Here is a 24054-nt window from a genome sequence, read left to right as displayed (position 1 = left end):
ACATCATCATCAATCCATGCGTCCTGCTGCCGGTGCCCCGCGCCCGCCTAGAGCAGCGAACGCCAGTTTCCTGATACCGGAGAGGGTATTGGCAATGAGTGCGAATTCACAGAAGAAGAAGTTCTACGCCCTGAATATGTTTGACGTGGCCGACTTGGAGAAGTACCTCGCGTACTTCAGCCGTTTGCCTGAAGAAGCTCCGCAATATGGTGGTCGAATGGTGGCGTTTGGTCGTTTCCGAGACAACGTAGCCGGTGACCTCGCGCCACGACAGGTTCTGTTTGTCGTTGAATGGGAGTCCGAAGAGGCGTTCAACAGCTTCCGGGACGATCCGGACTTGGCCGATTTTCATCCGCTGCGGGAGAACGGTACGGCGTCCTATATCTGGCAGACGTTCGATGGTCTCGATATGAGTGACCCCGCCGACGTTTCGCTCGACGATGTGCTGGCGGTGCTCAAGCCTTAAAACCCGCACCGCTACGGAGCCGGATAAGCCGACTGACGAGTCGTCGGCTGGCGAAGGACGCCTCCGGCAAGCGCGGACTCCATGGGAGGTTCGGCGTCCAGTCCGTACTCCAGCCGGACTTCTGTATTCCTCATGGTCAGCGGCCTGGCGGTGGGGAGCATGGCGGGGGTTTGGCTCGGGTGGGACGGTCTTGGGCCGGCTGTCCCACCACCGTGTGCCCACGCCGCATGCAATGACAGCGCAGTGAGCAGTCCGTCGTCGTGATCCGCGATGTACCGACGAACGCCTGGGACCCGGGTGAAGGCCCGGCGGCGGACGCGGGACTACGTCCGCGGACTGCTCGGCGCGGTCGGCCGAAAGAACAGCTGGCAGCTCGCCGAGTGCACGGACGGGGTGGATGCCTCAATGCCGACCTTCTCCACGCGCGTGGTCGGGTACTTCAACTGCGCGGGGGTGTGCAGGCTGCGGTTCTCCGTGTGTCCGAAGGACGGCCGCTGACTGGAGCTCAGCGAAGGCCGGAGAAGAGGTCGTTCTCGGGCAGAGGCGCGCCGGTGGTGTCATGGACCCGGACGAACGTCTCCACGCCCATGAGCTGCGTGAACCTCTCCTTGCCCATCCGCAGGAAGAAGATGTTCTCACCCTGGCTGGCATGCGCGGCCAGCGCGTCGAACTTCTGGCTGCCGAACTCGGTGGTGTCCACCCACGTGGGGATCTCCTCGTCGGGGAGGCCGATTACGGGCCCCTCGCCGGCCTCGGGCGGACCCGGCTCCTCCCAGTCCGCGCCGAACTCGCGCATGATCTGCCCGAACTCCTTCATCATCGAGCGCGGCGCCGTCGTCCAGTACACCTTCGATGCCATCCCGGTCAGCGACAGCGCTGCCATCGTGATGCGGTTCGCCTGGATGTGATCGGGGTGGCCGTAGAACCCGTTCTCGTCGTAGGTCACGACGACATCAGGCTCGTAACGCAGCATCAGTTCGGCCAGCCGAGCGGCTGCCTCATCCACGGGCGTACTCCAGAACGATCCGGGTGCGGTGTTGGCCGGCCAGCCCATCATCCCGGAGTCGGCGTATCCGAGCAGCTCGAGATGACCGACCCCCAGGACGTCACAGCTCGCTTCGAGCTCGCCTCGACGCATGACGGCCACGGCAGCTGGATCATGCCCGGGGTCGCCGGGCTTGGCGCCCCCGGGACCGTCACCGCAGCTACCGTCCGTGCACGTGACGAGCACCGTGCGGATGCCCTCCGCCGCATAACGCGCCAGGACACCCCCTGTTCCCGTAGCTTCGTCGTCCGGGTGGGCGTGCACTGCCATCAGCGTCAAAGGCCGGTCAGTCATGAAATCCACCCCTGGTCGGTCAAGCGATCGAAGTCAGTCTGCAGCACGGTGGTACCTGTCCGTCCGCAGCCCGCCGAGTCCGTCCGGTGTCCCGCAGGATCCGACCGGCCTGGGTTCACCCGCTGCCGTACGTTCAGGCCCGAAGCGGTCCCGGCTCCGGACTCACGGCACGTCCGCGAACCCCTGAACCTTCCCCTCGCTCTCTCGCCACCCCGCTACCAATACCCCCAGGGCCCGCTCATAGCAGTCGGCGACCGCGAGCCCGGGCGGCTCGTTCCCCGACAGCACCAGGGACACCAGGCCATGGGCCGTTCCCCAGACCGACAGCGCGATGACCTCCGGGTCGGACTCCGGACTGAACTGCCCTGCCTGCTGTCCGCGCCGCACGGCGTCGACGAGGGGCCGGTAGGTCTCGATGGCCTCACGCGGCCTCTCCGACTCCGACTCCGACTCGGACGGGCACTGGACGCTGCGGTCGGAGAACAGGATCGCGTAGAGGTGAGGGTTGGCGACGGCGTATTCGCGATAGACGAGTCCGAGCCGGATCACGTCGCCGGCCGGGTCGTCCGTCGGACGGATGGCTGCCAGGCGCGCGACGAAGAGCCGCGCGGCCTCCTCGTACAGGCTGCTGAGCAGGCCCGCCTTGTTGCCGAACAGTGAGTAGACCGCCGTGGTCGAGGTCTTCACGTCCGCAGCGAGCTGTCGCAGGCTCAGCGCGGCCGTGCCGCGGTCGAAGACCGTGGCGGCAGCGCGGTGCAGGAGCCGGAGCCGGAGCGCTTCGTCATGTGTCTTGAGTCTGGCCATGGCGCCATCGTATTACAACGCCGTTACGAATGCTTCGAGGCAGCACTTTGGCTCGCCGTCGTCCACTCCGCCCCACGCCAGGGCCTGTCGATTCAGAATCGATCTCACCCTGTGTACCAGCAGGTCAGAGCAATGGAACTCGACCGCCCTCCGAATGAGAGGTGCGCAACAGCGTTGCGTCGAGCAATAAAAACACTGTTACGGTTCATTCGGCGCCGACCTACGGACGGTCCTGCCCGGCGCTGGCTAACGATCTAGGAGAAGTCATGTTTGAGGGGTTTGGGCGTCTGCTGTACCGCAGGCGAAAGCCGGTGCTGATACTGACCATGCTGTTCGCCGTCCTGTCCGGGGCCTACGGTGCCGGAGTCTTCGGCTCCCTGACGCCGCTCGGCTTCCAGGACCCCGGCTCGGACAGCGTGCGCGCGGCCCACATCGCCGAGAAGGCGTTCCCGCAGCGGACACCCGACGCGGTGATCGTCTACCGCGACAAGGACCGCACCGTCGACGACCCGTCCTTTCAGCAGGCGGTCGTCCAGCAGTTGGCGTCCCTGCCGAAGTCGGAGGTGACCGGCTACCTGGACTTCTGGACGACCAAGATGCCGGCGCAGGTCAGTCATGACCGGCACGCCACCTACGTCGCCCTGAACCTCCACGGCAGCAGCGAGAAGGCCAAGGAGGACGCGTACGAGGCGGTCAAGGACAAGATCCCGGCACCCGGCCTTCAGACGCTGCAAGGCGGAACGGTGCCCACCGGCCACCAGGCCAGTGAGAAGATCGAACACGACCTGAGGACCGCGGAAATCATCTCGGCCCCCGTGCTCTTCCTGCTCCTGCTGGTCGTGTTCGGCGGTCTGACCGCGGCCTTCCTCCCGCTGCTCGTCGGCGTGCTCTCCATCCTCGGTTCGATGGCCGTCCTGCGGACCATCGCCAACATCACCGACGTGTCCGTGTTCTCCATGAGCCTGGTCACCATCCTGGGTCTCGCGGTCGCCATCGACTACGGCCTGCTGATCGTCAGCCGCTACCGCGAGGAACTGGCGGCCGGCTATACCGGCGAAGCGGCGATCGGGCGCACCCTCGCCACGGCCGGGCGCACCGTGATGGTCTCCGGCACCACGGTCGCGGCGGCGCTGGCCGGCCTGACCCTCTTCCCGTCGACATTCCTGAAGTCGATGTCGTACGGCGGGGTGGCAGCGGTCCTGCTGGCGGTGCTCTTCTCACTGGTCGCACTGCCCGCCCTGCTCGCCGTCATGGGACCGAAGGTCAACGCCTTCCCGCTGCGCCGCAAGAAGGCCGTGCGCCCCACGGCGGCGGGCGAGGGCGCCTGGTACCGGTTCGGGCACGGCCTGATGCGGCGGCGATGGGTCGTGGTGGTGGGCGCGGTGGGCCTGCTGCTGACGCTCGCCCTGCCGTTCTCGAAGATCGAGTTCGGTTCCATCAACGCGCAGCAGCTGCGGAGCAGTTCCGAGGGCCGCCAGGTCTTCGACGCCATGGAGCACGACTTCGACGGCGACGCGGTGAAGTCCATCGACTCGCTGCTCGTGCTGAAGTCCGACGGGACCTCCAAGGACCAGGGCGCGGCGCTGAAGGCGTACGCCGAGCGGCTCGGCGCCACCGAGGGCGCCACGAGTGCCCGGATCACCGGAGTCGAGGGCACCACGGCCCGGGTGTCGGTCACCTACGACGGCAATCCCATCTCGACCCACGCGCGAGACCTGGTGAACCGGCTCAAGGACGTCCCCGAACCGCCGGGCGCCCGGGCGTACTTCGGCGGTGAGTCGGCGGTCTACGACGACACCCTGGACGCACTGGGCGAGACCCTGCCGTGGATGCTGCTCTACATCGCGGTGATGACGTACATCCTGTTGTTCCTCGCGTTCGGCTCGGTGCTGCTGCCGTTGAAGGCCATCGCGATGAACATGCTGTCGCTGACCGCGACCTTCGGCGTCCTGGTCTGGATCTTCCAGGACGGCCATCTGCACAACCTGCTCGGCTTCGATCCGACGGGCAACATCGAGCCCAACATGCCGATCATGCTGTTCGCGCTGATCTTCGGACTCTCCATGGACTACGAGGTGTTCCTGGTGTCCCGGATGCGGGAGCAGTACGACAAGTCAGGCGACAGCACGGAAGCCGTGGCGACCGGGCTGCAGTCCATCGGCCGCCTGGTCGTGAGCGCGGCGCTGCTGATGTGCGTGCCGCTCGCGGCGATCGGGATGAGCGATGTGCTGACCATCAAGCTCTTCGGCGTCGGCATGGTGTTCGCGGTCCTGGTGGACGTGCTGGTGGTGCGCATCCTGCTGGGAACGGCCGTCATGAGGCTGCTGGGCAGGGCGGCCTGGTGGGCTCCGGGCCCGCTGGCCCGCTTCTACGACCGGTTCGGCATCAAGGAGACCGACATGCCGGCCGACGACACCGCTGACGAGCGGGTTCCCGTCGCCGCGGGCTGAACTCTCCCGAGAGGCCGAAGTGCCTTCGCCCGAGGCGCTTCGGCCCTCGCTGCCGTCGCGAGCGGGGGTGCCGGCCGTGCCCTGCTGGGGACTCACTCCTCCGGATGCTCGCCCCGCCCGCACGCACGGCGATCATGGCGACGGTGGTTCGCGTCCTCCTGGGCCAGGCGCCGTAGCAGTCGGACGACTGGCTCGAACAGCACGGTGAGGACCACCGCCCGCTCGGCGAGGGCGATGCGGTCCTCGATCCCCTCGAACTGCGCGAAGTCCAAATCGGCGGTGGAGGTGGCGAGCCGTGCGTAGGGGATGAGGTCGTCGGCCGTGTAGTCGGCGCCGAGGCGGTTCAGCGCGGCGAGACTCTCGGCGAGTGCGGGGCGGTGCGGTGACGCGTCGGAGATCCGCCAGCCCATGTTCTCGATGAGAGCCTCGACCCTCGCGGCGGCTGCGCCCGGTACCGCCTCATCGGCGGCGCTCTCCGCTCCGGGGTCGTCCTTGTTGTCCGTGCCGCTCCTCCCGTTCGTCTCCGCGGAGGGCACGGGCAGCGCGTGGTGGACGACGCCCAGGGTCTCGAACGCATCCAGTGGACGGTCCACCGCATCGAGCACCTCACGGGTGCGGGCGACGGACAGCCCGCCGAGCTGGATGAGAGAACGGATCAGACGGAGGCGCTGGACGTGCACCTCGCCGTACTCGACCGCCGTCGGGTTCAGTGCGCGCCCCTCGGGGAGCAGCCCTTCCCGTCGGTAGTACTTGATGGTCGCCACCGGCACCCCGGACCGTCGGCTGAGCTCTGAAATCCTCATGCGCTCCCTCACGCTCAACTGTCCCACCAGTATCGCGTTACCGGGGGTTGCCCCACTGAGCTCGATAGTGCCACTATCGGGTACTCGGTAGTAACACTATCGAGCGCTTCTCCGGCGTGCCCACTTCTTCGTGTGCGTGGACGACATGCGCCCACGGAAGCCGCCTGCACCGCCACGGCCACACCCAGCCGCAGTTCTTCCCCCGCCCCGGGCCAGTCAGTTCTGGGTCCGGTCGTCTCGTACGCCTAGACAACGGAGAACCACACAATGTCCCAGCGAATCGGCAAGACCCACTGGAAGCGTTTCGCCATCGGTGCGGTGCCGACGGTGGCCGCCACCGCGGCGGTCGCCGTCTCCATGGCCCAGGGCGCACTGGCCGCTTCATTCAGCATCTCCGGCTCCGACTTCCAGGTCTCGGCCGGCAAGCTGAGCGGCACCGGATTCGGCAACTACGCCACGGTGGACGTCGCCAAGAACGGCAAGCATGTGCCCGTCTCCGTGTCGTCCATCAAGAACGCGACGATCGTCGACATGTGCCAGTCCGTGCCGGTGGACATACCCGTGCTCGGGACCTACACGATGACGCTCAAGGCCGGCGGATCGGGCACGCCGGTCAAGGCCAAGGACCTGTACATCGACATGACCGACCTCCAGGCCAAGAAGGGCACCTTCACCAACGTCGACATCGGCGTCGCCACCGGGGCCATGACCAAGGGTCAGGTCAACCCGAAGGACAAGGTCGATCCCAACGGCTATGCCCAGCAGGCGGACGCGGTCGAGATCATCGATGCCCACCAGAAGGTCTGGGCCAGTTCTGCGGGCACGTTCGAACTGTCGGGCCTGCACATGAACATCGCGGCCGGCCGCCACGACTGCTTCTGACCTCGCTCCCGCCCTCTGTTCTCCCGTGCGCGCAAGCGACCGGTGATTGCCCGGGGGCGGCAGTGCTCCACCGTCCTCGCGAACACCCTCACCCACTCACGACTTGGGAACCTCCACATGACGAGTGTCGGCGCACCCGCGCACCCCCACAGTGACAGCGGCTTCATCCGCGCTCGCCGGGACTTCCGGGACTGGCGGCGCACCCGCCCCTTCTGGGCGGGTCTGCTGGTGCTCATTGCCGCTGCGCCCATCATCTACTTCCCGTATTTCAACCTTTCCCTGGGCGCCCTGTCCGTGGCGATGTCCACCACCGCGGGGGCCGGATCCCTGGTCATCGGCCTGACGCTGATCGTCCTCGGCGGCCTCCTCTGGTTCCAGCCGATCATCAGGTTCTTCGCCGGCTGCGTCGCGGTGTTCCTCGGCGTGCTGTCGCTTCCCATCTCCAACTTCGGCGGATTCTTCGTCGGCACACTGCTCGCGGCGACGGGCGGACTCCTGGCTCTGGCGTGGGGCCCGGTGGACGTGGACGGGCACCCGGAGGACATACCCGACGGCACCGAGGGGCCGTCGGCCGCCGTCAGCCGGGCGGGAGGACAGGGGAGTGAGTGACCAGTCGCCCGACACCCGCGGCGTGGCCGCAGAGCCCCGATTCGCTCGATCACCGAGGGGCCGGCACGCCATCCCCCGTACGTCCGCGCTGACACGTCTGCGTCTGCCGGTCGGGAGGGCTCTCGCGCTGACCGCGCTGCCGACCGCCCTCATCCTGGGAAGTCAACGCCTGCCCGAGCCCGCGGACACGAGCGCCACCGCGGCGCTCTCCGTTTCCGACGAGGGGTCAGGCGCGCCTGGAACCAGCGGTGTCGACTGCGCCCGTCCCGACGACACCTCAACCTCCGCGACGAACACTCCCGCAAACCCCACCCCGTCCGCTGATCCCCGCACGGCCGGCGCTCACCCAAGCGGGGAGCCCGTCAAGCCGCCGTCGCACGCGGAGGACGAGGGAGCGGGCCCGACCCCAGCACCGACCGCCACTCCCACCCCCTCGCCCAGCGCAACCTCCGCGACAACGAGCCTTGCGGACATCCTCGGTCCCCTCTTCCGTGACGACGCCGAGCAGCAAAGCCCGTCACCCGACGCGAGCCCCTCACCCCACGCGAGCTCTTCACCAAGCTCGGCAACTTCGAGGCCAGAGTCCGCAGCGCCGCCCGAGCCCCGACTGTCCATTACGCCTGTATCCCCTGCTCCCAGCCACCGGGTCGGCGAGCCGTCGCCCCGACCGGGGTCGTCCCAAGGCACTACCCGCACCTGCGACATCAGCGACCTCAAGGCCCCGGAGGAACATGAGGCCGGCCGATTCTCCGCCGAGGCATGGAACATGAAGGGGAGCCGACTTGAACTGCACGATCTCGTCTTCGGCGGCGTGGTGACCGTGGAGACAGCCGCCGGGCCCAAGCGGGTACTCAAGTTCACTGCGGCGGCGGTCACGATCCGCGATTTGAAGATGGCGGTGCCCGTCGGCCCACAGATCCAGCACATTGACGGAGCGCCCGGTTCCACCTCCACGCTCCGGGGCGACGCCATCACCATGTACGTCGAAAGTCTGACGGGCACCCTCTCCAGCATCGAAAACCTTCCCGCACCACCCGTCCTGCGCCTGCACCTCACCCCGGACACCATTCCGGAGTGGCTCTACGACACGCTCGGGAAGCTTGGCCTCAAGCTCCAACTCGGCCTGGACGACGCCGACATCGACCAGGCCGGACAGACAGGCGGAAAACTCGCCGTCCCGGGGATCCACGGCTACGGAACGCCACGCTGAAGCCAGCCTCAAGCGGCCGTGGTCTGTGCGTCGGGGGCCGGTTTTCGCAGGCGCGGTGCGAGGCGTCGTCGCCTCAAAGGGCACTGGAGAGGTAATGCAGGTAGGGGAGATGGAGCGGGTCGATCTGGGTGAGGTGCCGTATGAGGTGGCGCAGGCCGACATGGCTGGTTGGGTGGCCGAGCGGAAGCAGGGGCGTACTGGGGATCGGCTGTTTCTGCTCACCCACCCTCCCGTGATCACCTACACGGCGCGAACACCGGTCGACCAACTGCCAGAACCGGCTGCACCGATCACCCTGGTCGAAGTCGACCGGGGCGGTCACGCCACCTATCACGGGCCAGGGCAGCTGATCGGGTATCTCGTGCTGAACGTACGCGAGCTGGGACCGCGCGGCTTGATACGACGGATCGAACACGCCCTGATCCGTGCGCTGGGATCACTCGGATTCGAGGCGATACGCCGGGACACACCCCGAGGCGCCGAGAGCCTGGTCGGCGTGTGGACCCCCGACCACCGCAAAATCGCCTCCATCGGCATGCGCATCAGCGGCGGCGTCACCAGCCACGGATTCGCGCTCAACGTCGACCCGGACCTCGACGTCTACACCACGTTCACGGCCTGCGCCCTGCCCGGTGTCCGGATGACCTCGTTGGCTCAACTCGCTGCCGAACTCGGCCGGCACACGCCCACGGAGGCGCAGGTGAGGGACGCTGTGGCCGACGCCGTAGCAGCCGAGCTGGCGCCAACGCGCACACCCTCCTGAGCCGGGGCAGGCGCTTGCGTGGTGGCCGCCGCTCAGTTTCCCGCCTCGGTAACGGCGACTGCTGGGCGGGGCGGCCCCGATGGCCGTGTTCGGCGCGACGGACCTGGACCGCTTGCGCGACCTGGAGCGAGCCGGTCCACTCGCGGCTCGAAGTGACCCGATGACAGAGGCGGTGCCGGCGTGCGGCTTCCTGGCGCTGCTGGGATATGGGCCGGCGCCTCGACTTGGAATTTGTAAACTGATCGGTTTACGATGGGTCTGAAAACCGACCGGTTTCATCCTGCCGGAGTCCGGCGGGAGTGCTGCATGCCCGGTTGTGCGTCGACGGCAGCGTGTGCCGAGATCGAACGTTCCGAGGGTCGCCGGGTCGCAATGAAGCTGTCCGCCCTTCTCCGTCTATGAGTGTGTTGTCCGAGACCGGAGTAAGTCATGAGTGGGATTCACCCGTTCCGCGTCCTGCGTGCCAAACCCCTGTGGATCGCCAACGGCGTCATCACGGGCGTCCTCGCGCTGCTGTTCACCGTGTTCTACGTCGGGGCCAACATCGATCCCGTCGACCACATGAAGAATCTGCCCGTCGGACTGGTCAACGCAGACAAGGGGGCCGCTGTCGGCGGCAGGCAGGTCAACCTGGGGGCTCGGATCACCGAGTCGATCAAGAAGTCCACCGCGAGCGGGGGCAAGATCGACTGGAAGGTGATGGACGAGAAGGGGATGAAGGAGGAACTCGGCAAGGGCAAGCTGTACGGCGCGCTCGTCGTCCCCGCCGACTTCACCTCAGCCACCACCGCACTCACCGACGCCGCGACCACCGGGACCCCGACCCGGCCGACGCTGACGGTGCTGACCAACCAGTCCGCCGGCAGTGTGGGCTCCAGTCTGGCCCGGACTGTGACGACGAAGGCGGCCGAAAGGGCCTCGCTCCAAGTGGGTAAGGAGCTCACGTCCCAGGGCGGGACCGGGCAGGCGAAGCTGCCCGCCGCGGCACGCATCCTCCTGGCCGACCCGGCCGCCGTCACTGTCGAGGACGGCCATCCCCTCGACTCGCATAGCGGTCTGGGCCTGACGGCGTTCTACTACGCGCTGGTCCTGGTGGTGTGCGGGATGCTCTCCGCGAACGTCATCAGCGGCCAGGTGGACCACGCCCTCGGCTATACCCACAACGACATGGGCCCGCTGCGCCTGCACCGCCCGCTGATCCGGACGACGCGGGTGCAGACCCTCGCCATCAGCAGCACTCTCATGGCCGGGCTGTCGCTGCTGATGGGCAGCCTGGTCATGGTGGGCGCGGTCGGCCTCATGGGGATGCACGCCGCCCATCTGCCACTGCTGTGGCTGTACTCGGTGTGCGCCATCGCGGTTTCCGGGATCGGTGCACTCACCCTGCTCGCAGTGTTCGGTACGCCCGGCATGCTGGTGGTCACTCTGGTCTTCATCGGGATGGCTGTGCCGACGGCCAACGCCACCACGCCGCTTCAGGCGCTGCCCGGCTTCTACCGCTTCCTGGCGGAGTTCGAGCCGCTGCGGCAGATCACCGGCGGCATCCGCTCGATCCTCTACTACGACGCTCAGGCCGACGCCGGCCTGACCCGGGGCTGGGTCATGATGGCCGTCGGCCTCGCGGCAGCCGCCCTCTTCGGCTTCGGCGTGACGGGCTGGTACGACCGCAAGGGGTTGCACCGCATTCCCGCCGAGACGGAGCCCGCGAAGACCGCTGCCCCGGCGTAGCGGAAGGCGGCTCACCCAAAAGACGGGGCCATTACTCGGAGTGGCCCCGGTGTGTGGCGCCCCCGTGGGGACGAGAGGCGCGCGCACCATCAGGGCTCGGCGACGGTCTCTCCCCCAAGACCGTCGCCGAGCCTCTGGCCGGGCTTCAGGCGTCCGCACGGCGGCGGGCATCTCCCCGACACCCCATGGAAACCGATCGGTTTCTATTTCGTCCGATTCGAGTTAACCTCGCGGTATGACTACCGAAGTGAAGCAAAGTCCCCGGGAGCGGCTGCTGGAGGCCGCGGCCACGCTCACCTACCGCGACGGCGTCGGCATCGGCATCGAGGCGCTGTGCAAGGCGGCAGGGGTGTCGAAGCGCTCCATGTACCAGCTGTTCGAGAGTAAAGATGAACTGCTGGCGGCGAGCCTGAAGGAGCGTTCCGCTGCCTTCGTGGCGAGGGCTCTGCCCCCGGCGGACGATGGCCGTTCCCCCCGTGAGCGGATCCTGTACGTCTTCGAGCGGGTGGAGTCGCAGGCGGGTGCGGCCGAGTTCCGAGGCTGCCGCTACCTGGCTGTGCAGATCGAGCTCAAGGATCAGACCCACCCCGCGAGCCGGGTGGCCCACCAGATCAAAGCGGACCTGACGGCCTTCTTCCGTGCCGAGGCCGAACAGGGTGGCGCGAGCAACCCTGACCTGCTGGCCCGGCAGCTCATCCTGGTCTTCGACGGCGCCAGCGCCCGCGCGGGGATCGGCGCCGACAATCTGACCGGGCTCATCGCGCCCACTGTGACTACCCTGCTCGATGCGGCAGACATGCACTGATCCACTCCGTCTTCGAGCAGGATCGGCGACCGAAGCGCTCTTTCGGGTTGATGCCCGACTCCGGCAGCCGGAGCAGCGCCCATGGCCTCAAGCCCCGGCTTCCCTGTAATCGGAGGGGAGCCCGATGGCCGTAAGAGTGTTGCCGAGCATGCCGCAAGCAAAGAAGCTTGTGGTCGCGTGGACATCGGCCCCCAGCGACAGGTGCACGGTTTCCCACAATCTCATCCAGCCGGCCCGGACGAGTTCGCCCGTCTGGTCATCGCCCTCTGCCTCGGCAGCCGCGACGACGGCGTATCCCTGCATCTGCATCAGGAGTGTTTCGGGGTGTGCTGAGGTCAGCCGTGCGTACGCGTCCGCCAAGGCGCCGCGCGTTTGCTCGCTGCCTTCCATCCCATCGGTCGCCCGCTCGAAAGCCAGACGGGTGTCTTCCATGCTCCGCACCAAGGCGGCGACGAAGATCGCCTTCTTGCCCGGGAAGAGCCGGAAGAGGTACGGCTGCGTGACGCCGACGCGTTTGGCGATCGCCTCGGTGGAGGTGCCGTAGTAGCCCTTGAGTGCGAACTCGGCGATCGCTGCGCTGACGACGTTTTCGCGTCTCTCCTGCGCACTGATCCTGGCCATGCCGTCATTGTGGCAGGGGCCGGTCGGTTTGCGTCTGCCGGCAGGCAAGGCGCCTGACCGGGCGCTGGCCCGCAGGGCCCTCCTGGCGGCCGACCGCCATGAGCCGGGCCCCCGTCTGCCGCGCGTCACGAACAGCACTCCGCCTCGGCAGCCCAGATCCAGTTTGCGCTTGAGCTTGCACATGGAAACCGATCGGTTTATTGTGAACGGAAACTGATCGGTTTCTGGCGGGTAAGGCATCCATGATGACGACGAACCGGCCGGTGGCACTCGTGACGGGTGCGTCATCCGGCATCGGGAAGGAAACCGCGCTCGCCCTGGTCGCAGCCGGCTTCAACGTGGTCGGCACAAGCCGTGACACCTCACGCGTCACCCCGCTCGACGGCGTGACGTTCCTCGGGCTCGACGTCGCCAGTGACGCCTCGGTCTCCGCAGCGGTCCAGGAGGTGAGCGAGCGGTTCGGGCGGATCGACGTCCTGGTCAACAACGCCGGCGTCGGCTCGATGGGTGCGGCCGAGGAAACCTCCGTCGAGCAGGCCCGGTCCGTCTTCGACACCAACGTCTTCGGGGTCATGCGCATGGTGAACGAGGTCCTGCCGCACATGCGCGCTCAGCGACGCGGGCGCATCATCAACATCTCGTCCGTGCTCGGGTTCCTGCCCCAGCCCTACATGGCCGCTTACGCCGCCTCCAAGCATGCGATCGAGGGCTACACCGAGTCCCTCGACCACGAGGTCCGCGACCACGGCGTCCGGGCTCTCATCGTCGAACCCGCCTACACCAGGACGGGATTCGAGGCCAACAGCGCGAAGCCCGACACCCCCCTGCACGCCTACGCGAAGCAGCGGCTCAGCGTCGACCGCGTGATGGCGGAGGCGATCAGGGACGGTGACGCCCCCGCCATCGTCGCCAAGGCGATCGTCGCGGCGGCGACCGACGCCAAACCGAAGCTGCGCTACACCGCCGGGTCCCTGGCCGGACGCGGGCGCATACTGCGCCGCGTCGCTCCCGCCGGGGTCTTCGACAAGCAGATCCGCAAGATGAACAAGCTGGCCGGCTGACGCCTGCCCTCACTCAAACGCCCCGCAAGTAAAAGACGTTCAGACGTAAGACGTAATGGAGCGGCACATGGCGGAGATACAGATCGAGTTCGACGTTCCGGCGGAGATGCGTGACGGCACGGTGCTGCGCGCAGATGTCTACCGGCCCGGCGGTACGGGGCCGTGGCCGGTGCTGCTGGCCCGGCTGCCATACGGCAAGCAGACCCCGATGATGGGCGTCGTACTCGATCCTCTGGCGGCGGCCAGGCACGGTTTCATGGTGGTCCTGCAGGACACCCGTGGCCGCTTCGCCTCCGAGGGCGAGTGGGAGCCGTTCACGCATGAGGAGAGCGACGGTTACGACACCGTGCGGTGGGTCGCCGCGCTGCCCGGCTCGAACGGTTCCGTCGGCATGATCGGCGGCAGTTACTTCGGTAACACCCAGTGGATGGCGGCGCTGTCGAAGCCGCCGGAGCTGAAGGCCATCGCGCCGATGATCACCTGGTCCGACCCGGACGACGGGCTGTGGACGCGTGGCGGTGCGATCGAGCCCGGCCTCAGCGTGCCCTGGTCGCTCCTGCAGGGGGCCGACACCCTGATGCGCCGTCACTCCACCGATCTGGACGGGCTCGTGAACGCCATCACCGGGTTCGTGCAGGATTTCGACGGCTTGGCGAGCGGCGGTTACGGGGAGCTGCCCACCGGGCGGTTTCCCGCGTTCGCCCGGCACGACCTGCCCGAGCTGGGTTACGAGCGTTCCCGGCGGGAGCCCGAGTGGGCGGCGTCCTGCCGGGTCGCGGGCCGGCACGGTGAGGTCGAGTTGCCCACCTTCCAGGTCGGCGGCTGGTTCGACATCTTCGGCCAGGGCACGCTCGACAACTTCATCGCCATGCGCCGCGGCGGCCGGTCCGCCACGCTGGTCATGGGCCCGTGGACCCACACCAACTGGCGGCACGTGGTCGGTGACGTCAACTTCGGGTTCGCCGCGAACTCCGACTACATGGGCATGCGCGGACGCCTGACGCAGGAGCCGCCGTCCACCGCCGAGCAGGCCGAGGAGTTCACCTACGACCCCATGGACCCGGTGGCGACCACCGGCGGCGCGCTCGTCATGGGCGGCGGGCTCCTGAACGCCGACGAGTTCCGTCCCGGGCCGCTCCACCAGGCGGCCGTCGAGGCGCGCGAGGACGTCCTGGTCTTCACCACTGAACCGCTCACCGAGGACGTCGAGGTGACCGGCCGGGTCCGGGTGGTGCTCTTCGCAGCCACGGACGGACCCTCGACCGACTGGGTGGCACGCCTGTGCGACGTCGATGAGAGCGGTGTCTCCCGCAACGTGACCGACGGCATCGTGCGGGTGCGCGGCGACGCCGGGCGAGGCGGCCGAGCACGTCGTGGACCTGTGGTCGACCAGCATCGTCTTCCGGGCGGGCCACCGGTTACGGGTCCAGATCACCTCCAGCAACTTCCCCCGCTGGGACCGCAACCTCAACACGGGCGAACCCGAGGAGAGCGCGACCACGGCCCGAGTGGCCCGCCAGCAGGTCTTCCATGACCCCGCCCGGCCTTCCCGCATCGTCCTGCCCGTGGTCCCGGCCCAATAGGAAACACCGGAGATCCACATCGTGGACTTGGGCTACTCCATCTCGCACAGGGTGATCCCCGGCACTACGTCCGTCGAGCCGCCACAGACGTGGGATTGATCGTCACCCACCGGCCTGATCTGTTTCCCTCCCAACGCACCAGCAACCGGGTCGCCTTTGCGTGCGGCGTCGGGCACCCGGCGACCGGCGCGGTACCGCGGCGGCGACAGGCGACACAAGGAGGGCCGGATCGGGGGCCGGATCATCCTGCGACTCTGGTACGTGGGCTCCAGCTCACGAAGGGTGCGTGACCCGTCTGTACGGGGCAGCGCGCCGACCCCCGCGGACTGGGCTCCTCGTCGCGAGGTCGCGTCGCCGCAAAGGTCGTCGGCCGTCGGGCTTGTCTTCCCTGTCGTCGCGCGCCTTGCCGACCCGCCCGCCGTACTTGGTCGCCGACCCCAGGCCAGGCTCGCAAGGGTGCGCGGCCGAGCATGTCGGCGATGCCGAACCGCCCGACACGCCACTTCTCACGTCAGTCCGCTGAACTCCGCCTGAGATCCAGCCAGGCCACGTCGATCGCGGCCGGCGGACTCGCGGCTTCACAGGCCTGCGCCCGGCGAGTACGGACCTCGCTGATGGACACGAGGCCAGCCGGCCCCTGAAGCCTGAGCTCCGCCCGACTCTACTTCGACCCCGCGTGCCTTGGGCATCCGCGCACAACCCGACTTGCATCACAAAACCGATCGGTTTACGGTGGTGAAACCGATCGGTTTTCATCTGTGTGGAGGTAGTCATGACAGCAATCAAGGGCGCCGGCGTCTTCGTGACCGGGGGCAGTCGCGGCATCGGCAAGATGCTGGTCGAGGAGCTCTACGCACGCGGGGCCGGCAAGGTCTATGCCACGGCCCGCGACCCGCGTACGGTGACGCACCCCGATGCCGTTCCGCTGGCGCTCGAGGCCACTGATCCGGCATCCGTGGCAGCCGCGGCCGAGCAGGCCCAGGACGTCACCATCCTGATCAACAACGCCGGCGCCTCCGTACGCGCTTCGTACCTCGACTCCCCGATGGAGGACGTGCGCCGGGATCTGGAGACCAACTTCTACGGGCCGCTGCTGGTGACCCGGGCCTTCGTGCCGGTCATCGAGCGCAACGGTGGGGGCCATATCCTCAACGCCCACTCCGCTCTGTCCTGGCTGGCCGACGGCACGCCCTATGGCGCCTCCAAGGCCGCTTTGTGGTCGCAGACCAACTCTCTGCGCCTGGAGTTGCAGCCGCGTGGAATCGCGGTGACCGGGCTCCACATGGCCTACGTGGACACTGAAATGACCTCGGGTCTCGACGCGCCCAAGGCCGACCCGCGCGACATCGCCGTGGCCGCACTCGACGGCATCGAGGCGGGAGCGCACGAGGTGCTGGCCGACGACACCACCCGCTGGGTCAAGTCCCAGCTGTCCTCCGACCTGGAAGCCATGTACGCCCAGTTGAAGAAGTGACACGACCCGCGGTTTCCAGGGAGCCCCGTGTGGACAGCTCGCCCACCCACCGCTTCGCCGATGTGAGGGGTTCCGGCTGCACATCGCTGAACAGGGGCAGGGCCGCTGGTCCTGCTGCTGCACGGCCGGCCGGAGGGCTGGTGCTCCTGGCGTCACCGGTTCGGGGCGCTGGGGTCGGCCGGGTACCGGGTCGTCGCCCCCGGCCAGCGCGGCTACGCCGGGAGTCACCCGCACTCCCGGCGTGGCCGACGGAGGACGACATTCGGGAGTACGCGGAGGACTTTGTCCTGCACGGCGGGCAGGCGTTCACCGGGGGCCTTCGACGGGTGCCGGAACACCGAACGCTACAACGAACTGCTCGCACCCTTCCGGGGGTTCGGGATCGACGTTCCTGCGCGCTGTATGTGGTGGGAGACCTCGACAAGGACACCGCGCTGTGTCCCCCCGGGCGGGGGCAGCTCGCTGAGCGAGATTTTCCGTGGCCAGGCGGGTCGGACACCCCGCTGACCGCTGCCGCGCCTCAACTACACGGCCCGGTGGTGCTGCCGGGCTGCGGGCACCGGACACAGCAAGGAGCGTCCCGCCGAGGTCAACGCCGCACTCCTCGACTTCCCTCACCCGCATCAACGACCCCGCGTCCCGATGACGCCACGCGCCATCCGCCACGTGGCTTTCTCAACAACTGAATCCCCCACCACCCAGACAGAGGACACACTGATGCCAGAGCGCAACCCCATCCTGATCACCGGTGCAGCCGGCGAAGTCGGCGGTGTGAGCCGGACGATGGTCGACATGCTGCTCGAACAAGGGCACCCGGTGCGCGCGTTCGTGCGCCAGGACGACGAACGCGCGCATGCGCTCCGCCAGGTCGGGGCAGAGGTCTTCGTCGGTGACCTGCTCACCATCGCCGACGTGAGCGCCGCGCTGAAGGGCGTCCGCCGTATCTACTTCAGCATGAGCTTGTCGCCGTACTACACCGACGCCGTCAGCCTGATGGCCGCCGCGGCACGGGCGCAGGGCGACATCGAGGTCTTCGTCAACATCTCCGAGTACGAGCAGTCGTTCATGACGTTCGACAAGATGACCGCGCCGGAGGAAGAGCGGCGTGCGTGGCTCGGTGGACTCGTCGCAAACTGGTCGCCGCAGCAACGCGCCCACTGGGTCGCCGAGCAGGTGCTGGACTGGTCCGGCCTCCCGACCGTCAACATCCGGGCGGCCATGTTCGTCGAGAACCCCCTGATGACCTGGCTGGCGCTGGAGCCGCTGAGCAGGGGTGAACTGCGTCTGCCCTTCGGTGACCATCGGCTCGCGCCCATCGCGGGCTACGACGTGGCGGAGCTGTGCGTGAAGATCCTGGCCGACCCGGATCCGCACATCTCCAAGTCCTACGACCTCAACGGCCCGGAGCTGAAGGACATGCACGAGTTCGCGGAGGACTACGCGGCCGTTCTGGGACGCGAGGTCACGTACGTTCCCGAAGAGGTAGAAACCTGGAACGAGACCTACGTGGACACTGCCCTGGCCGCGCTCCCGCACACCGCGGAGCACCTGAAGACCCTAACCCGACTGTTGGGCGGCGGCGGATACCGCGGAGCCACCGACCAACTGGAAACCCTCCTCGGACGCCCGCCGAAGACCGTGCGGTGGGCGCTGGAGAACCATCTGCGCATCCGGAAGCTGGCGTCTGCCTGAACCGCTGAGCGATCCGGCCCACCTCTCCATGCAGTTCATCGGACCGCAGGGCCAAGACGGCTGACCGAGGATGGGCAGCGCCTCACTGGGCGTCTCCGTGGGGCGCCGCCCGGTAAGCGGCCGACATCGTCATGGCCTGGCACGTTCCGTTCCTGCTCCGGTACGCCACGCAGAGACCCAGCAGCCCGACCAGCGCCGCCCTTCTGGTGCCGCCAGACCCTCAGTTCGGCAGAGTGCTGGCCGGGTTCTGTTCCGGCACTACTTCCGACTCCTGTATATCGGTCCCTGCCGATAATCGGCCAGCCCTTGGCGTGGGGCCGGACCCAGGCCCGGGCGCACCCGTAGACCGGGTCGTGGCTGCAGTCGTGCAGCAGGTCGGCCCACGAATCGGTCGACTCACGCAGGCCCTCGGCCAGCGCGATCAGTTCCTTGGTGTCGTCCAAGCGCACACCCATCAGCACCAGGACACAGGAGTGCGCTTGCCCGAGCCTGACCTTGGGATGCACCCCGTCCGCCCACACGTACACGTACACGTAGTCGGACTCGGCGAGGTCGCGCTGCTGGAAGGCGGCACGGTCGTCGCTCCACTGCTTCGTCAGCCGGGTCACGGTGGCTGGCGACAGCCCGGCCGCCGAGCCGAGGAACTGCTCCAGCGCAGGCACGAAGTTCCCCGAGGACAGCCCGCGCAGGTAGAGCAGCGGCAGCACCTCGCTGACCTTGGGAGACTTGCGGCACCACGCGACGGAACCTGCGGCAGTGGTCACGGTGCGCGGCCGGTGGTGGCCGTCGCGGACCACCAGGCGGCGCCCGGCCTCGTCCGTCTCCGCAGCCAACTCAGCTATGTACTTCGGCCTCCAGCGCGGCGACGAGCATCCGCTGGGCGCCCTCGCGGACGATCTCGTCGATCAGGGAGCCAGACTCGGTGGAGCCGTCGGCGTTCACTACGCTGAGCACGGGCATGCCTTCCCGACCCGCGCTGCGAACGCGGGCCTACTCGGTGACCATCACAGGATCATTCGGGAAGGTACGCCCTCCGCGCCCAACCCGAAGCCGATCCACAGGTCTTGAGCATTCCTCCTGTAAGAGGGCGGTGATGAGCCGTCCGCCAAGGCGGCATCGGCAAGGACGGCGTCGTAACCTCCGTGCGAACGGGGTCAGCCGATCACCGTCCAGTTCACGATCACGAAGCGGCCGTGGCACCTGCGCGAGCGGGGGTGAGCCGGAGCCAGGACTGACGTGTCAGCGCATCAGCGCGTGATCCCTGGGAAAGCAGGGGGTGGGCCGTGGCAGGGGGACGGGGATCTGCTCCACTGCGTACGGTCCCTGCGCGAGCAGGGGTGAACCCGACAAGAACCATGACGGCTACATCGACGGGACGGTGGTCCCCGCACGAGCGGGGGTGGACCGTAGTCCCACGGGAAGTTCGGGCCGGGGTCGTAGTGCTCCCCGCCGACGCGGGGGTGAGCCGGTCCTGAACCCCGTCGACATGAACGGTGTCTTCTCATGGTCGGTCGACCAGCCGATTCGCCGTTCTCGGTGCCTGACCGCTCACAAGGCCAGGCACCGAGGCTTTCAACGCGGCAGCGCCTGTCCGCTAGTTGATATTGATGTTGAAAGTGGACGTGCTGCCGTCTGCCATGGCCAAGGTGACCGGCCCGAAGGTGATCATCACCGTGGAGTTGCCTCCGGGGCCTCGATAGAAGCCGGTCGCTTCCGTGATTTTTACGGCCAATGCCGTGAGTGTCGCCGCTACTTGCTCGTCAGCATCGATCTCGGGCTTGACCAGAGCATGGTGCCCATGGGCTTCGGCCCAGTCCCGAACGCTCCGGGCGTCGTGGCTCAGTTCGGGCAGGATGCTCTTGTTCGCCCACGCCCACACCCATGAGCCGGACGAGGGACTGAAACTGCCGAGGATCTGAGCAGGCGCCGTTGCTGTCTTGTCGGGAAAGGTCCAGGTGATCAGGCCAGTTGTCTGATCCAGTCCCCAGCGGTCCGCCGAGCCCAGTCCCCAGGACATGTGAGCACGGGCGAGCTGATCCATCATGTCCTCCCCCTGCAGCAGCAACGTGCTCAGATCAGCGCTATCCATGGCCTGATCAGCACCCTCGGACTTTTTGACCCGCTTGAACAAGCTCATGCCGCGAAGTTAACCAGAGGCCACTTCCACCGCCGTAGCCGCCTCGATCGCGGACAGTCTCACCCCAGCCGACCAGTTGGGGAATTGCATGATCAGGGCCCCGGGGAATTGCGTGGTTCAGGCCGCGATTTTGTGAATCCCCAGGCGGACGCGCGAGTAGGCCGACAAACGTTCCGTGAGGTGTCTGGGCCCGTATCCGCTGGTGCGAAGCGCGCGTGCGGGGGCGGATCGGGGTGTCAGGCCCAGGGGACGGGGGTGGCGGTGAAGCTTCCCCGTGATCTTGGACACTCGATCCCTATGCTGCGAGGTCGTGTTGGTGCCGTTGCCGGGTCTCGGCCGGGGTCAGGTAGCCGAAGACCTTGTGATTGCGCAGGCGGCGGCGGTTATAGAACGTCTCGATGAAGTCGAAGAACTCAGCGCGGGCAGTGGCTCGGTCGGACCAGATGCGGGTGCCGATCTCTTCTTTGAGCAGGGCCCAGAAACTCTCTGCGGCGGCGTTGTCGAAGCAGGATCCGGTGCGTCCGCAGCTTTGCCTGAGCCCCAACGCGCCTATTTCAAACCGGAATTGACTACTCGTGTATTCGCTGCCGCGATCCGAATGCGCTATGCAGCCGGGCCGGAGCCGGCCCCGGCCCGCGGCCATCTTCAGCGCATCGACGACAAGGTCGGCGCGGTGGTGGTCGGCCATCGAGTAGCCGACGACCTCGCGGGTGGCCAGGTCCAGCCAGCAGGCGAGGTAGAGCCAGCCCTCGGATGTGGGCAGAGCAGTGATGTCGCCGACCAGTTTCGTGCCGGGAACCTCGGCCTGGAAGTCGCGGCCGATCAGGTCCGGGGCCGGCCTGGCCTTCTTGTCCGGCCGTGTCAGCGAACGGCGCTTGCGACGGGTGACGCCCTGGATGCCGTGCTCGCGCATGAGGCGGGCGACGCGTTTGCGGTTCACCGCCCGGCCCAGGCGCCGCAGTTCGGCATGGATGCGCGGCACGCCGTAGGTGTGGCGGGAGGCCACGTGGATGACGGTGATCTCATGGACCAGGTCCTGGTCGGCGGCCTTGCGAGCGGCCCGGGCCTTCGCCGCGGCGAGCCAGGCATAAAACGAGGAACGGGCCACCTTCAGCAGGCGGCAGAGGAAAGCAACACCGTGGGTGGTCTTCTCCGCCTCGATGAACGTGTACATCGCGTTCACCGATCGCTCTCCTTCGCGAAGAAGACCGCCGTCTTTCTTCGCGGCCGAGCTCGACCGGCCACACACACGCTCGTAGCGTTCATCGACGAGTACAAGGACCGCTTCGGCGGTGTCGAGCCGATCTGCCGCGTGCTGACCGCACACGACTGCAGGATCGCCCCCTCCACCTACTACGCCCACCGCAAGCGGCAGGTCCGGCCGGCTGCCCGCACGCTTCGCGACGCCGAGCTGAAAGCTCTGATCATCCAGGCGTACGAGGCCAACTACCGTGTCTACGGCGCCCGGAAGATCTGGAGGCACCTGAACCGGCAGGGTGTCGCGGTGGCCCGCTGCACCGTCGAACGCCTGATGCGTGACCTCGGCATCAGCGGCGCGGTCCGCGGCAGGAAGGTCATCACCACGATCCCCGATCCACGTGCGGAACGTGCCCCCGACCTGGTGGACCGTGACTTCGTCGCCCCGAGCCCGAACCGCTGCTGGGTCGCCGACTTCACCCACGTCACCACGTTCGCCGGTGTCGTCTACGTCGCCTTCGTCGTGGACACCCTTTCCCGCCGCATCGTCGGCTGGTCGGCAGCCACGTCGAAGGAGACCCGGCTCGTCCTGGACGCCCTCGAGATGGCCCTGTGGCAACGCGACCGCGACCAACACCCCTATGTGAAAAGAGAGTTGATCCACCACAGCGACGCCGGGTCGCAATACACATCGTTCGCACTCGCCGAGCACCTCGACCGGGCAGGCATCGCCGCGTCCATCGGATCGGTCGGCGACGCCTACGACTGTCAGTCTTTTCGCACCGGATCCCGCAAGGATCGGGTAGTCCCGGCTGAGGCGGTCTGACTCTTGCTTACGACCGACCCTTGGGTGTCCTGGCGTTGATCTGTCGACCGCCCGGCCGGGCACGCAGCAAGCGCTGCCGCCGGACGGACGTGACCTGATATGAGCCTGGAGCCGACTCGCCAAAGCGTCCCCGTGACAGTCCTGTCCGTCCGACCGGCGACAGCGTGAACCCCCACGCTACCGACCGGAAGGAACTCCGTGCAGACCAGCGAGCAACCCAGGTCCGGGCACGTCGTGATCGGCGTCGACACGCACAAGCACGTGCACGTCGCAGCGGTGATGGACACTATCGGCGGAATCCTGGCCACCCTCACGATTCCCACCGACACGGGCGGCTTCCAGCAACTGGTCGATTGGGCGGGCTCGTTCGGCAGGATCCTCGCATTCGGGATCGAGGGCACAGGGTCCTACGGGGCCACGTTGACCTCATTCCTGCGCAGGGCCGGTCACAAGGTGGTCGAGGCCGGACTCCCGGACCGGCGGCTGCGGCGCATGAACGGGAAGTCCGACACCCTGGACGCTGAGAACGCCGCTCGCGCCGTGCTGGCCGGGTTCGCGACGGCCACGCCGAAGACTGCCGACGGCGAGGCCGAAATGATCCGCCAGCTCAAGATCGCCCATGACCAGGCTGTCGAACAGCGCGCGACGGCGATGGTCACGATGAAGGCGATGCTCGTTCACGCCTCGGACGCCCTGCGTCGGGAGACTGCCGGCAAGACACAGATCAGCCTGGCGCGGCAGCTGGCAGCCCTGCGTCCTCGCCGTCTGGAAGGTCCCGAGGACGCCCTTCGGTACACCCTGCGGACGCTCGCCCAGCGATGGCAATACCTGGACGCCGAGGCCAAGGAACTGACGAAGATGATCGGTGACCTGGTCCAGCGGGTCGCCCCGCAACTGCTCGAGCCCTTCGGTATCGGCGTGGACACGGCCGCGGAGATCCTTGTCGTGACCGGCGACAACCCCGAGCGGATCAAGTCCGAGGCCGCCCTGGCCAAGCTCGCGGGCATCGCATCGGTACCCACCGGCTCCGGCATGACCGGCGGCAGACATCGCATCAACCACGGCGGCCACCGCCAGCTCAACGCCGCGATCTACCGAACCGTCATTGTCCGAATGCGGTTCTACCAGCCCACGATCAACTACGTCGCCCGCCGCACCGCCGAGGGCAAGACGAAACGCGAGATCATCCGGTGCCTCAAGCGCTACGTCATCCGCGAGGTCTACCACCTGCTTCGGCCGGTCCCACGGAGGGCCTCCGCGGCAAGTTGACAACTATAGGAGCGTCAATGCCCTGATGGAGTCCACGATCGGCTTGTTCAAGACCGAGTTGATCAAGCCCCGCAGGCCTTGGAAGACACTCTCCGAGGTCGAGCTGGCCACCGCCGAGTGGATCGACTGGTACTGCCACCGCCGACTCCACGGTGAGATCGGGCACATCCCACCCGCCGAATACGAGACCAACCACTACCGCGAAACCACGAAGTCCCAGCTCACAGCCGCAACCTAGAGTGGTATGCCCCGGTTCTAATGGAGTCGGGTTGCTGGACAATTGACGATCCAGCAGCCTTCGGAGGCCGTGATGCCCCGCAGCTATCCGCCCGAGT

At 67.5% G+C, this 24054-nt stretch carries 22 protein-coding genes and 3 pseudogenes; 18 read left to right on the top strand and 7 right to left on the bottom strand.

The window, feature by feature from the left end:
• The first annotated feature begins 16 nt into the window (after positions 1–16).
• Together ACWD3I_RS44840 and ACWD3I_RS44835 are read left to right on the top strand one after the other, a co-directional pair.
• The gene (locus ACWD3I_RS44840; RefSeq protein WP_365406897.1) at positions 17–466 is read left to right on the top strand and encodes a DUF1330 domain-containing protein; all 450 of its coding nucleotides are present in this window, start codon (positions 17–19) and stop codon (positions 464–466) included.
• 270 nt (positions 467–736) lie between these two features.
• Positions 737–964, top strand: a complete 228-nt coding sequence (locus ACWD3I_RS44835; protein ID WP_365406925.1) for a hypothetical protein — start codon at positions 737–739, stop codon at positions 962–964.
• A gap of 7 nt (positions 965–971) precedes the next feature.
• Here the strand turns inward: ACWD3I_RS44835 and ACWD3I_RS44830 are convergent, their stop codons facing one another.
• Together ACWD3I_RS44830 and ACWD3I_RS44825 are read right to left on the bottom strand one after the other, a co-directional pair.
• Complete coding sequence (locus ACWD3I_RS44830; protein ID WP_365406900.1) at positions 972–1805, bottom strand: PIG-L family deacetylase; 834 nt, start codon at positions 1803–1805, stop codon at positions 972–974.
• Positions 1806–1967: 162 nt separating this feature from the next.
• Positions 1968–2609: a TetR/AcrR family transcriptional regulator gene (locus ACWD3I_RS44825; RefSeq protein WP_365406902.1), complete on the bottom strand. Its 642-nt coding sequence runs from the start codon at positions 2607–2609 to the stop codon at positions 1968–1970.
• 266 nt (positions 2610–2875) lie between these two features.
• On the opposite strand from ACWD3I_RS44825, the gene ACWD3I_RS44820 reads away from it, so the two are divergent.
• On the top strand, positions 2876–5059 hold the full coding sequence (locus ACWD3I_RS44820) for an MMPL family transporter (RefSeq protein ID WP_365406905.1): 2184 nt from the start codon (positions 2876–2878) through the stop codon (positions 5057–5059).
• Between the two features lie 92 nt (positions 5060–5151).
• Here ACWD3I_RS44820 and ACWD3I_RS44815 read toward each other — a convergent pair whose 3' ends face one another.
• Positions 5152–5862 (bottom strand): MerR family transcriptional regulator, encoded by a 711-nt coding sequence (locus ACWD3I_RS44815; RefSeq protein ID WP_365406908.1) that lies wholly within the window; start codon positions 5860–5862, stop codon positions 5152–5154.
• Positions 5863–6129: 267 nt separating this feature from the next.
• Here ACWD3I_RS44815 and ACWD3I_RS44810 point away from each other — a divergent pair, with 267 nt between their 5' ends.
• The 6 genes from ACWD3I_RS44810 to ACWD3I_RS44785 all read left to right on the top strand — a co-directional run bounded on the left by ACWD3I_RS44810 (position 6130) and on the right by ACWD3I_RS44785 (position 11859).
• Positions 6130–6744 carry a DUF6230 family protein gene (locus ACWD3I_RS44810; protein ID WP_358803800.1) on the top strand — a complete coding sequence of 205 codons (615 nt, stop codon included), beginning with the start codon at positions 6130–6132 and terminating at the stop codon, positions 6742–6744.
• Positions 6745–6861: 117 nt separating this feature from the next.
• The gene (locus ACWD3I_RS44805; RefSeq protein ID WP_365406912.1) at positions 6862–7353 is read left to right on the top strand and encodes a DUF6114 domain-containing protein; all 492 of its coding nucleotides are present in this window, start codon (positions 6862–6864) and stop codon (positions 7351–7353) included.
• 766 nt (positions 7354–8119) lie between these two features.
• Positions 8120–8563 carry a hypothetical protein gene (locus ACWD3I_RS44800; RefSeq protein WP_365406915.1) on the top strand — a complete coding sequence of 148 codons (444 nt, stop codon included), beginning with the start codon at positions 8120–8122 and terminating at the stop codon, positions 8561–8563.
• A 94-nt stretch (positions 8564–8657) separates the two neighbouring features.
• Positions 8658–9326 carry a lipoyl(octanoyl) transferase LipB gene (gene lipB / locus ACWD3I_RS44795; protein ID WP_365406917.1) on the top strand — a complete coding sequence of 223 codons (669 nt, stop codon included), beginning with the start codon at positions 8658–8660 and terminating at the stop codon, positions 9324–9326.
• Positions 9327–9755: 429 nt separating this feature from the next.
• Complete coding sequence (locus ACWD3I_RS44790; protein WP_365406919.1) at positions 9756–11054, top strand: SNG1 family protein; 1299 nt, start codon at positions 9756–9758, stop codon at positions 11052–11054.
• A 235-nt stretch (positions 11055–11289) separates the two neighbouring features.
• A complete protein-coding gene (locus ACWD3I_RS44785) occupies positions 11290–11859 on the top strand; it encodes a TetR/AcrR family transcriptional regulator (protein WP_365413983.1) in 570 nt (189 codons plus the stop codon).
• 87 nt (positions 11860–11946) lie between these two features.
• Here ACWD3I_RS44785 and ACWD3I_RS44780 read toward each other — a convergent pair whose 3' ends face one another.
• Complete coding sequence (locus tag ACWD3I_RS44780) at positions 11947–12480, bottom strand: TetR/AcrR family transcriptional regulator (protein WP_365413985.1); 534 nt, start codon at positions 12478–12480, stop codon at positions 11947–11949.
• 245 nt (positions 12481–12725) lie between these two features.
• Here ACWD3I_RS44780 and ACWD3I_RS44775 point away from each other — a divergent pair, with 245 nt between their 5' ends.
• The 6 genes and pseudogenes from ACWD3I_RS44775 (at position 12726) to ACWD3I_RS44750 (ending at position 18290) form a co-directional block, all read left to right on the top strand.
• Entirely contained in the window at positions 12726–13541 is an 816-nt protein-coding gene (locus ACWD3I_RS44775; protein ID WP_365413987.1) for an oxidoreductase, read from the top strand.
• A 55-nt stretch (positions 13542–13596) separates the two neighbouring features.
• Positions 13597–14823 (top strand): annotated as a pseudogene (locus ACWD3I_RS44770) (CocE/NonD family hydrolase); the annotation flags it as partial.
• A 91-nt stretch (positions 14824–14914) separates the two neighbouring features.
• A complete protein-coding gene (locus ACWD3I_RS44765; protein WP_365413989.1) occupies positions 14915–15124 on the top strand; it encodes a CocE/NonD family hydrolase C-terminal non-catalytic domain-containing protein in 210 nt (69 codons plus the stop codon).
• 772 nt (positions 15125–15896) lie between these two features.
• Positions 15897–16598, top strand: coding sequence for an SDR family oxidoreductase (locus ACWD3I_RS44760; protein WP_451084369.1), 702 nt, complete (start codon positions 15897–15899; stop codon positions 16596–16598).
• Positions 16599–16674: 76 nt separating this feature from the next.
• Positions 16675–16829 (top strand): annotated as a pseudogene (locus tag ACWD3I_RS44755) (alpha/beta fold hydrolase); the annotation flags it as partial.
• Between the two features lie 486 nt (positions 16830–17315).
• The gene (locus ACWD3I_RS44750) at positions 17316–18290 is read left to right on the top strand and encodes an NmrA family NAD(P)-binding protein (RefSeq protein ID WP_365413616.1); all 975 of its coding nucleotides are present in this window, start codon (positions 17316–17318) and stop codon (positions 18288–18290) included.
• Between the two features lie 359 nt (positions 18291–18649).
• On the opposite strand, the pseudogene ACWD3I_RS44745 reads toward ACWD3I_RS44750, so the two are convergent.
• The 3 genes and pseudogenes from ACWD3I_RS44745 to ACWD3I_RS44735 form a co-directional block, all read right to left on the bottom strand.
• Positions 18650–19244: pseudogene (locus ACWD3I_RS44745) on the bottom strand (transposase); the annotation flags it as partial.
• A 640-nt stretch (positions 19245–19884) separates the two neighbouring features.
• Positions 19885–20427 carry a DUF6882 domain-containing protein gene (locus ACWD3I_RS44740; RefSeq protein WP_365413614.1) on the bottom strand — a complete coding sequence of 181 codons (543 nt, stop codon included), beginning with the start codon at positions 20425–20427 and terminating at the stop codon, positions 19885–19887.
• Between the two features lie 295 nt (positions 20428–20722).
• Complete coding sequence (locus ACWD3I_RS44735; protein WP_365413612.1) at positions 20723–21676, bottom strand: IS3 family transposase; 954 nt, start codon at positions 21674–21676, stop codon at positions 20723–20725.
• Between ACWD3I_RS44735 and ACWD3I_RS44730 the strand changes: the two genes are divergently transcribed.
• From ACWD3I_RS44730 to ACWD3I_RS44720, 3 genes are all read left to right on the top strand, one after another.
• Positions 21566–22450: an IS3 family transposase gene (locus ACWD3I_RS44730; protein WP_365413610.1), complete on the top strand. Its 885-nt coding sequence runs from the start codon at positions 21566–21568 to the stop codon at positions 22448–22450. The two genes, ACWD3I_RS44735 and ACWD3I_RS44730, sit on opposite strands and share 111 nt — an antisense overlap.
• A 198-nt stretch (positions 22451–22648) precedes the next feature.
• Complete coding sequence (locus ACWD3I_RS44725) at positions 22649–23719, top strand: IS110 family RNA-guided transposase (RefSeq protein ID WP_365413608.1); 1071 nt, start codon at positions 22649–22651, stop codon at positions 23717–23719.
• A gap of 25 nt (positions 23720–23744) precedes the next feature.
• A complete protein-coding gene (locus tag ACWD3I_RS44720; RefSeq protein WP_365413606.1) occupies positions 23745–23957 on the top strand; it encodes an integrase core domain-containing protein in 213 nt (70 codons plus the stop codon).
• The last annotated feature ends 97 nt before the right edge of the window (positions 23958–24054 follow it).

It is taken from the genome of Streptomyces sp. NPDC002817 (assembly GCF_053592055.1).
This window is presented reverse-complemented; position numbering and strand designations above follow the sequence as displayed.